12 protein-coding genes are annotated in these 13,042 nt (G+C 49.7%); 8 read left to right on the forward strand and 4 right to left on the reverse strand.

Annotated elements, in window-relative coordinates; translation table 11 throughout:
- The first annotated feature begins 15 nt into the window (after window positions 1-15).
- Window positions 16-1,584 (forward strand): two-component system sensor histidine kinase NtrB, encoded by a 1,569-nt coding sequence (locus ACX4JR_RS13150; RefSeq protein WP_476058479.1) that lies wholly within the window; start codon window positions 16-18, stop codon window positions 1,582-1,584.
- Window positions 1,585-1,593: 9 nt separating this feature from the next.
- On the opposite strand, the gene ACX4JR_RS13155 is transcribed toward ACX4JR_RS13150, so the two are convergent.
- The 4 genes from ACX4JR_RS13155 to ACX4JR_RS13170 are packed head-to-tail and all read right to left on the reverse strand — an operon-like array spanning window position 1,594 to window position 4,019.
- Complete coding sequence (locus ACX4JR_RS13155) at window positions 1,594-3,033, reverse strand: CCA tRNA nucleotidyltransferase (RefSeq protein WP_476058480.1); 1,440 nt, start codon at window positions 3,031-3,033, stop codon at window positions 1,594-1,596.
- A gap of 32 nt (window positions 3,034-3,065) precedes the next feature.
- The gene (locus ACX4JR_RS13160) at window positions 3,066-3,596 is read right to left on the reverse strand and encodes a hypothetical protein (protein ID WP_476058481.1); all 531 of its coding nucleotides are present in this window, start codon (window positions 3,594-3,596) and stop codon (window positions 3,066-3,068) included.
- Window positions 3,596-3,715, reverse strand: coding sequence for a CRISPR-associated DxTHG motif protein (locus ACX4JR_RS13165; RefSeq protein WP_476058482.1), 120 nt, complete (start codon window positions 3,713-3,715; stop codon window positions 3,596-3,598). Before ACX4JR_RS13165 ends, ACX4JR_RS13160 begins: the two co-directional genes overlap by 1 nt.
- 34 nt (window positions 3,716-3,749) lie before the next feature.
- Window positions 3,750-4,019 (reverse strand): hypothetical protein, encoded by a 270-nt coding sequence (locus tag ACX4JR_RS13170; protein ID WP_476058483.1) that lies wholly within the window; start codon window positions 4,017-4,019, stop codon window positions 3,750-3,752.
- Window positions 4,020-4,427: 408 nt separating this feature from the next.
- Here ACX4JR_RS13170 and cas10 point away from each other — a divergent pair, with 408 nt between their 5' ends.
- The 7 genes from cas10 to ACX4JR_RS13205 are packed head-to-tail and all read left to right on the forward strand — an operon-like array spanning window position 4,428 to window position 13,000.
- Window positions 4,428-7,214, forward strand: coding sequence for a type III-B CRISPR-associated protein Cas10/Cmr2 (gene cas10 / locus ACX4JR_RS13175; protein ID WP_476058484.1), 2,787 nt, complete (start codon window positions 4,428-4,430; stop codon window positions 7,212-7,214).
- 3 nt (window positions 7,215-7,217) lie between these two features.
- Window positions 7,218-8,381, forward strand: coding sequence for a type III-B CRISPR module RAMP protein Cmr1 (gene cmr1, locus ACX4JR_RS13180; RefSeq protein WP_476058485.1), 1,164 nt, complete (start codon window positions 7,218-7,220; stop codon window positions 8,379-8,381).
- A 22-nt stretch (window positions 8,382-8,403) separates the two neighbouring features.
- Window positions 8,404-9,462 (forward strand): type III-B CRISPR module-associated protein Cmr3, encoded by a 1,059-nt coding sequence (gene cmr3, locus ACX4JR_RS13185; protein WP_476058486.1) that lies wholly within the window; start codon window positions 8,404-8,406, stop codon window positions 9,460-9,462.
- Between the two features lie 2 nt (window positions 9,463-9,464).
- Window positions 9,465-10,436 carry a type III-B CRISPR module RAMP protein Cmr4 gene (gene cmr4, locus ACX4JR_RS13190; protein WP_476058487.1) on the forward strand — a complete coding sequence of 324 codons (972 nt, stop codon included), beginning with the start codon at window positions 9,465-9,467 and terminating at the stop codon, window positions 10,434-10,436.
- Window positions 10,429-10,845 (forward strand): type III-B CRISPR module-associated protein Cmr5, encoded by a 417-nt coding sequence (cmr5, locus tag ACX4JR_RS13195; RefSeq protein WP_476058488.1) that lies wholly within the window; start codon window positions 10,429-10,431, stop codon window positions 10,843-10,845. Before cmr4 ends, cmr5 begins: the two co-directional genes overlap by 8 nt.
- A complete protein-coding gene (cmr6, locus tag ACX4JR_RS13200) occupies window positions 10,829-11,881 on the forward strand; it encodes a type III-B CRISPR module RAMP protein Cmr6 (protein ID WP_476058489.1) in 1,053 nt (350 codons plus the stop codon). The genes cmr5 and cmr6 overlap by 17 nt, the downstream gene beginning before the upstream one ends.
- Window positions 11,882-13,000: a putative CRISPR-associated protein gene (locus ACX4JR_RS13205; protein WP_476058490.1), complete on the forward strand. Its 1,119-nt coding sequence runs from the start codon at window positions 11,882-11,884 to the stop codon at window positions 12,998-13,000.
- Window positions 13,001-13,042: the final 42 nt, after the last annotated feature.

Consider the following 13,042-nt stretch of genomic DNA (forward strand, 5'->3'; position numbering starts at 1 on the left):
CAGGGGGGAATGGCATTGGAAAAACTGGATTCCTATACGAAGAAAATACAGGAAAATTTTATTATCAGTCACTTTTTCTTATGTATGCTGTATATGGCCATGTTAATGCTCTCTTCAGATTATAATATGCAAACTATCTATACCGGTTCAGGCCTGCTATATTTAACACTATTCCTGGGTATATTTGCCCTAACCCCCCTGCAAAAAAAAATTTTAAAATTCAGACTGACAGCTGATAACAAACTTAAACAAATCAACCTTATCTATATTTCCATCATTTTATTAATTACCCTAATGGTTTTAGCATTTGCCGGGCAAAGATTGGAATACAGGATGTTTTTTGCTATTTCTGTAGTATTGGTTGCCATTAATTGCGAATGGCGCCCGGGCCTGGTAGTGACTATTATAATAAGTGGCTTTATTTTTTTAAATGACTACCGGGCAGGCAATCTTCCGGACCTGTATGAATTGGATTTTATTATTACAGCACTATTCATTTTACTGAATTACACCGTCGGGAAAATAAGCGAAAATAACAACCGCCTTGTAAAAAAATTATTATGGGAAAGGGCATTTTCCAGTAACCTTTTGGATAACTTACCCCTGGCAGTAATAGTAAGTGACACTTCCGGCCGGATAATTAGCTGCAATAATATCTGTCGCGAAATGTTTAACCTCCCCTTCCGGAAAATAACCGGAATGCCGGAAAAAGAATTTTGGAAATGTGCAGGGTTTAATGACGAAATCTTCTCCGCTCAAGAAATATGTAACAAAGAAATCAAGTTCAATAATAGATACTTCCTGGTAAACAGGAATCACTTGCAAACCAAAGGTAAAAACCATGCGGGGACGGTTACCCTGCTTCATGATATTACCGAAAAGCGAGAATATGAGGACAAAATGAAACGTATTGAAACATTATCAGTTGTGGGTGAGATGGCAGCCGCCACCGCCCACGAAATTAAGAACCCGCTAACCACCATTCAGGGTTTCATCCAGCTATTCCTGCAAAAACCCGAGAAAAGGATTGCTGAGCTTAAAGAACACTTTGAACTTCTACTCGAGGAAATAAACAGGATAAATAAAATCACAACTAATTTTCTCCAGCTGGCTAGGCCCCGCAAGCCAGAGCCCACCAGGTTAAATCCGCATTCCCTGCTATTAAATACTCTCAAACTGGTTGAAAGTGAAGCCACATATAGAAACATAAAATTAATACTGGATAAAGCGGTTGATTTGCCGGAAATATACGGTGACGCCGACCAGCTAAAACAGGTACTGTTAAACCTTATTCAAAATGCCATACAGGCCTGCCCTCTGGGCGGTTGTGTCAAAGTTGCAGGAAGAGTGAGTAATGACTCCAGACTACACATATCAATTGAGGACAACGGTGACGGCATACCGGATGAGTTTGTAGAAAAACTCTTCCAGCCCTTCTTTACCACCAAGGAAACCGGTACCGGGCTGGGTCTTCCTATTTCAAGACGTATTATTGAAGAGCATGGGGGCGAGATCGAGGTCGACCGTTCTGATCTCGGGGGTGCAAAATTCACCATAAAGCTTCCTTTATATAAAGTTACTTGAATTTTAATTTTAAATTTTTTTGCCTCTCACATATCGAACAGCGTATTTCCGCAAAAATTCCTCTGCCCCCCGGCGGGTGGTGACTTTCCCCTCGGCCTGGGCCTCCATTAGAGCATCTTTTAGTTTTCCCACCAGGGGGGAGGGCTTGAGGTTAAAGATATTGCAGATGTCTCTGCCGCTTAACAGCGGCTGGGGGTTCAATACCCGCTCCTTTTCCTCGAAATACCGGTTTAACAGGTCCAGGATATAACCGGCATACATTCGGGCCAGGTCAGCCCGCCCTATGGACATCCTGCTGCTGCTTACGTCCGCCAGGCTCAAAAGGAGGCAGCCCGGCGTTTCTTCGGGGAGGTTGCGGAAAAAGCGAATAACGGCCCTGGTTGAGGGCGGGCTTTCCTTATAGAGAAAGAGGGGTTGCATATGCCACTCCACCAGCAGGCGTAAAAGCTTAATCTCCCGCCTGCTGAGCCTCAATCTCCGCCCCATTTTTTCGACCAAAGGCCCGCCGGCCTTGTGGTGGCCGTAAAAGGTTATGCGCCCGTCCTTCCCCTCACCCCGGGTTTTCAATTTACCCACATCGTGAAACAGACAGGCCAGCTTAATAACGGGAAGACGCTTTCTTTCCCCGGTGAGCAATTGCCCGAGGTATTCCCGGACAGCTTTGTTTAATTTACCGGGCAAAAGGTTATCCTCCAGCATGCGCTCAAAATAAACTAATGTTTTAAGGCAGTGCTCCCATACATTGTCGGCATGATAATAATTTTGCTCCACCTGGCGCATGAGCCCCGCTTCGGGGAAAATTTGCTCTAAAATTTTCGTTTCCCGGTCCAGAAAGCGAAGTACCCCGGCAGAGCCGGGCAGTTCCAATATGTGCCGCAATTCTTCCCATACCCGTTCCCCCGGTACCGCATTAAAGGGCCTTTGCAGGCCGCGCATTAGTTGTACGGTACCTGGAGTAATGGTAAACCCCAGCTGCACCTGCAGGCGCAGCCCGCGGAGAACCCTTACGGGATCAGCCTCAAAAGCACGGGGAGAACAGGCCCGGATAATCCCCCGGCGCAGGTCTTCCCATCCTCCCAGGGGGTCAATAATCTCCCGGCACCGGTCCCCGTCCCGCAGGTAAGATTCCAGGGGCAGGGCCATGGCATTTATCGTAAAGTCACGCTTTTTAAGATTTTCTTCCAGGCTACCCCCGCCCAGGCCGGCAATATCCACGTGGCCGCCGGGGAAAACGGCCCGCATGACATCGTGCCCGGCGTCCAAAACCACCGGCCTGATCCCCGCTGTCTCCGCCAGGCGGTGAAGAACCTCCCGGGCGCTCCCGGCAACCACCAGGTCCATATCCCGGGGCCCGCGCCCCAGCAAAAAGTCCCTTACACTGCCGCCTACCAGGTAGACACTGCCGGGCATTATGCGGTTGAATAATTGAAGCACGTACTCTACTTGCATATTGAAACACCTTTGCTTTCTTATGCTTAAGCCTATTCTACTATTATCATTTCCCCTTGTACAAAAGGTTTTCTTTGCTGTTCTTCAGCGGAGCGCCTGTCTACCATGGCCACCGTGGTAATTTCCCGGCAGTTCTCCAGATTTATCTCAGTCAGCCGGGAAACCATATGCTGCAAAAGGGTAGTTCCCCCGGTAAGATTGACGTATAAGTGAAACGGCGGCAGTTTTTCAAGGTAAGATACCAGCTCTCCCATCACCCGGGACGACTCTCCAAAACCTGCAAATGGATCGCCTACCTCTACAACCTCAACGGTGCCCCCGTAACCGGCCTCATCCACTATTCTTTCGAGGCTGGCTTTACCCTCGGCAGAGGTCACCACCAGCATATGCCGGGGGCTTATACGGGTCAGTGCGGTATATAGGAGCCCTGGAGACATGCCCAGGGGCGTAACTAGTATTTTTACAAGCGACGCTTTTTCTTCTTGAGGCTCTCCGGGATATGTAAGCTCTTCCCGGGTGAATAGTGCCTCCAACAATTCCAAGCATTCCCTGGTCTCCTCCATTACCTTGGAAGAAGACCTGACACCGCCTTTCCTCCAGCCGGAACAAATTTTAAATAGGCCACACTTAAAAAGCTTATCAGGGGCAGGGAGCGAAAGCTATGGGTTATATCAAAAGCCACCCTGTCCTCCCCCTGTACTCTCTCAACCAGGATATTAAATATTTGTCACAGTTCCTCTTTGCTTTTGCCGTCCGGTATATCCACAGGCACGGGTCGTGGGAAACCCTCGTTCTTTCAGCTCCTGCCGTAAGGGTTTCCAGTGCTTATCGGTGGCGGCCCGGGTCTTAACCACCAATATCTCGCCGGGCCGGCAAATGGCTGCTGCCACCACCGGGAAATAGCGGGTTTTAATTTTAAGTTCATCAAACTGGTAAGTAGTTTCTTTATAATTGCCCGTGCCGATAAAAGAAACCAATTTAAACATTTGCCCACCTCCCGACACCGCAAATTTCTTACCGCATCAATACCTTGAAACAAACTTTGGTTCCGCGGTAACATTTTAAGACGCTTGACCGGAAAAATTTTTGCAAAAAGTTTCGATACCCAAAATACGTATTATTTAAATGTCTCAGGGAGCCAGAAATTCCGGCTCCCTGGTTTGCTTTCCTGAACTTTCAATTCCCCAAGGGGAATTATCTTTTTTTGAGCTAATAGAACTTATTTTTGAAAAAAAATTCTCCCGGCTGACCAGTATAATTTTCTCATATTAACCTAGAGCTTAATGGAGGAATTTGATAATAATATAGCTAATTTTGTAAGTATAGGAACATATTTGTTAAAAAAATGCGCGACCATTTGAGGTAATTGTTACCGGGTCTCAAGGAGGGATAAAGTGTTTAAAGTATCCTGGGAGGGCAAAATTGCCTCTTTCTTACACGACCCTCCCCATAAAGTGATAAATAATATATGGACACACCGAAAAGATCACGAAAAAGAAGCAGAATTTTGGATAAAGGAAATGGGAATAGATATAAGTCCCCAGGATGAGAACATCAGGCTGGCGGATCTCCTGTCTTCTGCCTTGAGCCGCGTTATTCTGGAGAATTTCCGGGAAAAGGAATCATCCATCGGCCGTAAAATACGGGAAAGCGGAAAAATAGAGGTGGTGGACCCGTTCCATAAATGTTACCGTCAGGTGGCGGTTCCCCAAGTGGATATGGATGCAGCAGTCCGGGAATCCCTAAAGGACTGCTCGGACCTGGCAGGAAATGATTCCCGCCTTAAATTCCTCGCCCTGTGGCGGTTGCTCCCCGAATTCATAAAGGCGAAAACCGGCCTGGATGTAATGATGGAACTCCCCGCAGATACCAGAGCACCCAACCACAGTATGTACTCCCACGCGGTGCAAACTTCGGCAATATATGCTTCCCTGCCCTGTCCTGGTTTTTTGCTCTTCACCCTGGGCCCGGTGCAGGAATTCATAGCCACGGCCCGCAAAACGGCGGATTTGTGGAGCGGCAGTTACCTGCTTTCTTACCTTATCTGGGAAGCCATGAAGCCGCTGGTAGAAGAACTGGGACCTGACCATATAATTTTCCCCTCCCTTTACGGCCAAACTCCGGTAGACTTGTGGCTCCGGGAACAACTTTCGGTTGGGGCAGAAGAATACCTGAACCTCGATACCGGCGCCCTTTCCACTGCCAATTTCCCCAACCGCTTCTTAGCAGTGATTCCCTTTTACCGCCGGGAAGTTCTGGCGCGCAAGGTAACGGATAACCTGCATAAAGCCTGGCGGGAATTGTGGCAGAAATCCCTGGACCTTTTCTTTGGTTTCGCGCAAGTTGAAGACAATAAGGACTTCCGCAAAGTTTTAAAAACCCAGGTAGAAAATTTCTTTGAATCCTATTGGGCAGCGGTGCCCTGGAGCACGGCTGGAGAAGATGTGATCTGGAATAGTCCTAAAAAAAGTCTCACGGGAAAAGAACAGGTTCAGGCCCTGCTGGAAGAGTACGAGAAACTCAGTACCCCTTCCGGCGAAAAAAACCCGCGGGTGGAAGCAGTACGCCGCTTGATGCAAAACGCCTACTACAAGAAGCCCGTGGTTACCTCAGCTTATGCTCTTCTTTACGACCTCACCGAGCGCCTTTTGGGAGCCTGCAAGGGGTGGCGCTGGAATGAAAACGCGGTGCCTGCCATGCAGCCGGGCAGAAAGTGCTCTTTGTGCGGAAAGCGAGAGGAATTGGGACATACCCTGGGCAGACACGGCGGAGCGGGGAACGACTACGATACCCTGTGTAAGATATCCGATGACCTGTGGAAGAAGGTGAGAAACAGGCAAAAGGGATTGCTGTCCGAAGCGGAGCGCTTGTGCGCGGTGTGCTGGACCAAAAGGGTAGCGCCGTTCCTGTTCCATAAACAGTTAGATATCCCCGCTGAATACCCTTCCAATGTAGAGGTGGCGGGGGCCCTGGCGAAGTTGAAGCTGTCCCGCATGCTGGAGAAGGATCCGGAGCTTAAAGCCGATTTCAAGCGCTTTGCCTTGGAGGTGGACAACACCTGCAAGAAAAATGGGATTTATGACGGGATAAAAGACGTCCCGGCAGTAAAACTCGTCCCCGAAATATCCGCCCAGTGGCTGTGGGAGGAAACTTACCGGGCCGCGCCCAGGCTGGCCAGGGAAAACGGGCTGGTGGAAGAGAGAATAAAAGACCTGCAACGGAATCTTGACGAATTACTCAAAAACCTCAAGGAATTAAAGTCCAAGCATAAAAATTTCCCTGTACCGTCAACCTATTACGCCGTACTGATCATGGACGGGGACGAAATGGGCCGCTGGTTGGGAGCGGGGGACCTGAAAGGCGCAGAAGAAAAACCAGAACGCAAGTGGATCACCGTCAGGGAAAGTATACACCCGTTACTGAGAAACGGCGATAACAAACAACTTGAAGAACTGCTGGCCGCGTCCCACCCCATGTCCCCCTCCTGGCACACCGAGCTTTCACGCCGCCTGTCCCGGTTTGCCACGGGCCCCACGCGGCGGCTGGTGGAAGAAGAATATTGCGGCAAGCTGGTATACAGCGGCGGTGACGATGTGCTGGCACTACTACCGGCAGAACACGTCCTGGACGCGGCTTATTCCATTCACCTGGCCTTCCAGGAAGAACTGGGCAAGCGCGCTTCCATGAGCGCCGGCATGACCATCGCCCACTTTATGGACCCGCTGCAGGCAGCATTGGAAGAAGCCAGGGAAGCGGAAAGGCACGCCAAAAACATTCTGGGGCGCCGGGCCTTCTGCGTAAAGGTGCTTAAGCGCTCCGGAGAACAGCTGCTCTTTGGCAGTTCGTGGGAAGAGGGGCAGATCTGCGTTACGGAACTGATTGCCGAAGTAATGGAAGCCTTTGCCGACGGCAGCATTAGTTCCAGGCTGGCCCAGCAATATGCCGAGGCCGTAAACCCCCTGACCTGCAAATATAACTTACTGGATGGAAATACCAGAAAAGAACTGAACAAAGTGGCCCTGGCAGAACTCCGCCGGGTTTTCAAGCGCAAGGCAAAGGGAAGTGGAAGCAGCACAGGCCGCCTGCTGGCTAAACTGGAAGAATACTTCAAAATAACCGGAGACTTGAAAAGGCTGGTAAACCTGCTTCTTCTGGCATCCTTCTTGACAAGGAGGGCTTAAAGGGTGAAACAATACCGGTTCTTTCTTGAAGTGGTCACTCCCCTGGCTATGGCCGGAACTAACCAGAAAAAGGCAGAGTGGCGGGCTCCTTCGGTTGAGGGAATGCTGCGCTGGTGGTTCAGAACCGCCGGGGGAAGTCACGAAGACGAAAACAGGTTGTTCGGTTGTGCCGGAGATAAAAAAGCCGGGGCGGGGCTGGTATGGGTGAGGGTGAAAGAAAGCCGCTCTGATACACCTTTTTCAAAGGACTTTGACCGCGGAGATAATATGGAGCAGAGTAACGGCTGTAATTACCTGGGCTTTTCCCTGGACCAGCGAAGTATTATTTCCCCCGGTGGGCAGCATCTTGAGCTGGATCTGGTTTTCCACCCCGCCTGTTGCCCCGAAGACAGGAATAGGGTACTGTCTTCCCTCTGGCTGGCAGTAAACCTCGGCAATTTCGGCGCACGCAACCGCCGTTGCTTTGGCTCCCTCAGGGTGGCCAAGCTGGAGCCCAAAGACACTCCTTTGCCGGTAAACTTTGCTCCCCCTCCGGGCGAGCCGTGGGAAGACTGGCTGCGCCTCGGCGTCCTGGAAGCCGTTTCCCGCATTCAAGGAAAAGAGAAAGAAAAAGGTTTTGATGTTTACGTAGTTAGGCCCTTTGAACTGACCCCTGAATGGCTGGAAAAAATGAGGCCGGATTATAAAAAGTACAAGCATTTTCCCCAAAAACCACCGGCCATAAAACCGTTCAATTCCGGTTTCCGCCACTGGGAAGACGCGACTAAGTGGATAGGATATACTATGCAGGCCTTTCGCTCATACCGGGAAAATGATTACTCGCTGGCCAAACAGCTGGTTATTAATGGAATTAAAAATATAAACCCTGAACACACATTTGAGCGCGCGGTCTTTGGGCTGCCCCTTCCCTTTTATTTTTCTTCTTTGAAAAAGGGTATAGCAATAAAGGCCATTGACGGGAAGAAGAAAGTAAACCGCCGCCCCTCACCGCTCATTATAAAAATACTGAAAGCCGGAAACTGTTTCCATTTACTGCTGGTGCGCCTCAAGGATAACTTTTTGCCCGGCACTGCCCGCCTGCAAGCCCGCAAAAAAACCTTCAAACTGCCGCCAGCAACCGTACTGGATGATTACATCAAAGCCGTTAACGGAAAGAAAATCATTTAGTTTATAAGGCTGGTGATAATGCGTGAACGGGACAATATGGCTTTTTTTCAAACCTTTGGATGTTCTTTTATTCAGGGACGCTAGGCCTTTTACCGCCGGCCAGGATAACAGGGCACAGAGTATCTTTCCGCCCCTCCCCTCCACCGCAGCGGGAGCCTTGAGGACGTACCTGGGCGAGAAAGTTTTCAAAGGAGACTTTTCCCTGCTGGGAGACTCAGAAAAATCGCCCCTGCAGTTCTGGGGCCCCTTTCCCGCCAGGGAAGCCAGCAAAAGCGCGGCACCTTATTTTCCCGTCCCCGTGGACCTCATGGTTCCCCGTAAAGGAGAAAAGGGGCCGGCAGTAAGATTGACACTGCTGGGAAAAAAATCGCCGCTTATTCAAGGTGTTAACAGGCCGGTTTTATGGGCCCGTTCTTATCAGCCGGTGGAACCTGCCCAGGGATTTATAGAAGCGAGCGAGCTGGCACGGTGGATAAAAGGAAAAAATCCCGGGCCGGCAGCAATTAAGACGAGAGAATTTTTCCTGGAAGCCGAGGCCAGGCCGGGTACCGCTATCAACCCCGGTACCTCCACGGTATGGCAGGACAGGGGAGGATTTTTCCACGTGGGATACCTGCGGCTGAAACCCTCCTTCGGCCTTCTGGCGGGAATCGGCCCGGGCCCCCGTAAATCCGAAGCGTGGGAAAAGGTACAAAACCACTTCTCCCGCTGTAAAATGGGGAGGCTTTTTCTCGGCGGCGAAAGGCGCATGGTAAGTTTTAAGGTCCTGCAGGAAGATCCCCTGGCACTCCTCAGGGAAAACCCGCCAACAAAAAAGGATAATAGCTTTAGATTGTACCTCGCCACCCCTGGCTTAATTAATGTGAAACACCTCGGCAGTAATACGGGAGTTACTGGTAAGCCCCTTTTTGCCGGCGGGTGGGACTACCGGAATAATACCCCTAAACCCATGCAACCCCTCATGCCGGCTGGAAGCGTGCTTTTGGCAAAAGGAGAGCCGGAAATTGTCCACCTCCGGCATATTTCAATATCAATGCCTACCCTGGGTTATGGTTTGGCAATATGCGGCAAGGAGGTTTAAAAATGAAAAGACTGTTGTTTTTATACGCCCAGACACCTGTACACATGGGCAGCGGATCCAGCCTTTCTTATATCGACCTACCAGTGCAGAGAGAGCGCATCACCAACTTTCCGGTATTCCAGGCTTCCGGCATCAAAGGAGTATTGCGTGCCGGCGCCTTACGTCGAAAAGAAAGCGGCTGGAATAAAGAAGAAGTAGCTGCTGTATTTGGACCGGGACGTGATTTGGAAGACGCAGAGCTTGCCAACGCCTCGGAACACTCGGGCTCGGTAGCCTTTACCGACGGTAAGCTGCTGCTGTTTCCCGTGCGCTCCTTTGCAGGAGTGTTCGCCTGGCTGACCTGCCCGCTGGTATTGAAGAGACTGTCAAGGGAACTGGCCCTTGCCGGTGTTAACGATCTTGATGATGTAGTTGGAGAGATTAAACCTTCCGGGGAAGAACAGGCCCTTTGCACTGGAAAAGAGCTGTTCGTAAAAGAATTCGTAAAAGAAAAAGAGAAAAAAGGGACTGTCATACTGGAAGAGTTTGTCTTTTCCGGCGTGGTAAACAATAAAGTTCGAGAACTGGCAAGTTGGATACGCGAAAACGCCCTGGGTACGGAAGAACCCTTCCGCGACGATATTCTTGAAAAACTGGTGGTAGTTCACGACAATACCTTTCGCGACTTTGTAACCTTCTGCACCGAAGTGGTAAACCGAGTGCAAATCGACCAGGGCAGCGGTACTGCCAGGGAAACAGGGCTTTGGTGCGAAGAAATGGTTCCCGCAGAATCTCTTTTCTGGTCTTTTATTGATATTGGAAACCCCCGCCGCAAGAATTTGGAGAATATGAAGAACGCCCGGGCGGTGAGTAAAAAACTGAAAGAGCTTGTTGACGGGCAGGTTTACCAGTTCGGCGGCAATGAAACCCTCGGCCGGGGGCTCTGCTCGTTAAAACTATTGATGCCGGAAAACGGGGGTAGTAACAATGAATGAAAACATGGATAAGAAAACCTTGGAACAGCACCGGGCAATATATACTTTAAGTAAAGTTAATAAACTTAAAAATGAAAGTAATGATATTAAAAAGAACTATACCTCTTACGCTAAAAAACTGCCTACCCTCATTATTACCAACGGCCTGGGTCCCACTGTGGCCTATTTAAAATCACGGGGCAAAAAAAACAAAGCTTATGCCATTCTCCTGGAACATTTAACAGAATGGCTGTTATACGAAGTGCCCGTTCCTCTTCTCAAATCTAAGACGAACTTGCTGGACTCTATTCTGGAATCCAACTTCCGGGTGTATCGCGCCGCCACCGTAGAGGCCCTGGCCCTGGCCGGCTGGCTGAAGCGAATGGTAGAGGCAGAATTGGAGGAGACAGCCGATGAAAGGCAAGCATAAAAAATTTATTACAATTAGCTGGAAAGTGCCCCACCCCGGCATGCCCCTCTCATTTAAGAAAAGTGTACCGAAAAAGAAAGAAAGCAAAGAGGAAAAAAAGTCACTGAAACTGCTAAAGGATATAAGCAATCCCGGGCTCTTCCTGGAAAAAATGGTCCCCTTTTTTGGTGAAAAGTACAGCGCACTGGACGAGAAAAGAAAATCGTATATTTATAAAATCTTTTGCGAAAAGTTCGCCAGCGAAGCGGAAAGAGAAAAATTCAAACAAATTTCCGGCAAGTTAATTGAAAGACAAAGAAAAATGGCCTCTTCCCTGGCACAGCAGGACTATACTACCTTCTTTAATAGTGGCAGGCCGGAAAGCATTGACCTGTCAACCCGGGCCCCCTTGATTGTAGGTCTGGGTGGAACCACCGTGCTGGAAACCGGCATCACCCTGCACCGCATCTTCGGCATCCCCTATATACCAGCTTCTGCCACCAAGGGAGTTGCCAGGGCCGGCGCGCTGTCGAGGCTTATAGCAGGCCGGGTGAAAGGAGATTCCCAAAGCCGCCTGTCCCTGCTGGGACAGCTGCAAAAAATGGCAGAAGAGCCCCTGCCGGCGTTCAACAAATTTGAAGTCCCGGGTGAAAAATCATGGGAAGACACAAATATAAAGGAATGGCTTTATAAGGAGATACGCCGTCTGCAGCTGGTTTTCGGCACCAAAGAAAGCAAGGGACTGGCCATGTTTATGGATGCCTATCCCCGCAACTTTAAATTCGAAACCGATATCATGAACTGCCATTATACCCAGGACAGCGAGAACGGCGAGTGGCAGGACCCCAACCCGGTATATTTCCTCACTGTTCGCGAGGCAACCTTTGCTTTTTTCATACTAGTAGATACGTGCAGGGCATCCCAGCTGGAAGGAAGCCCGGAACCGGAACAACTTTTAGAAACTGTATGCCAGTACCTGGCAGAGGGCCTTTTCTTCCCGGGGGTAGGCGCCAAGACACGGGCGGGCTATGGTGTTTTGCTGGAGGGAGGAAATTAGATGCGCGACGTTCTCGTCTCCACGGTGGGTACCAGCCTCCTGGGCCAACTTAACCAGCTACCGGAAGGTGACCCGTTAAAAACTGCCCTGCAAAAGAAAAACTGGATTGGCCTTGCCAGGATGCTCTTCGAAAGGGCTCCCAGAGACAGGCTGTGCGGGGCGGAGATAAATTCCATCTACAGCATTCACCTCAGCGGCAGACTGAGACCCGGAGCAGTAGGGATTTTCCTGGTATCGGACACCCCTGACGGCTATAATATAGGGAAACTTTTAAAACACTATTATTCCATCGATAAAAATCCCGTTTTTTCCCAAGTGGAAGTAACGGTTTTGAAAGGACTTACCGATAGTAACGTCAAGACCTTTCGCAATCAGGGCTTAAAAAACCTGGTGCGGGAAGTAAGCAAAGTAGTGCAAAAATACGGGGCAGACAGGGTGGCCATCAATGCCACCGGCGGCTACAAAGCGCAAATTTCCTTTGCCGGCCTTTTGGGACAAGCCCTGGACATCCCGGTATATTACCTGTTTGAGCGCTTTCAGGAAATAATAGAACTGCCCCCGCAGCCGGTGGCGCTGGATATGGAACTGTGGCTAGAAAATTACGAACTCTTCAGGAATTTTGAAACTGAAAGCATATTGCTGCGAGAAAAGATTAAGATTAGTTCCCAGATGAACTCCTTGATAGACGAGATCAAAGATGATGACGGCTCGACCTGGGTTGGTTTAAATGCCATGGGCGAGCTGTTTAACACCATGCACCGCTTCCGGTTTGCAAGGATGGCAGAGAATTTTTTACCTCCTCCGGTAGAGGAACCCGCGCGCAGGCCGCCCAAACATAACAAGCACACCCTTCATGTCAACCCCCGGGGTTTTCTTGATTTTGTAAGACAGGTGTGGCAGGAAACACCTTATATCAAAGGCTTCCACTTTTTCTATACCAATCCCGATCTCCCCGGGCGTACCTGCTTTAAACTGGCCCATCAAGGTGAGCGTCCTTATATACAGTTGATTTACTCCGACGGCAGTGAATCTGTGTGGGGAGAGGTGGAAGTAAACTCCCGGGATCCACAGGTATTAAAGGCGGTGGTGGTAGACTTGAATGAAAGATATATTGAATAATAATACAAAGTTACCCAATAACGGCCCGGCTTTATAAAGCCG

This window comes from Desulfofundulus sp. JL263-se, from assembly GCF_056316025.1.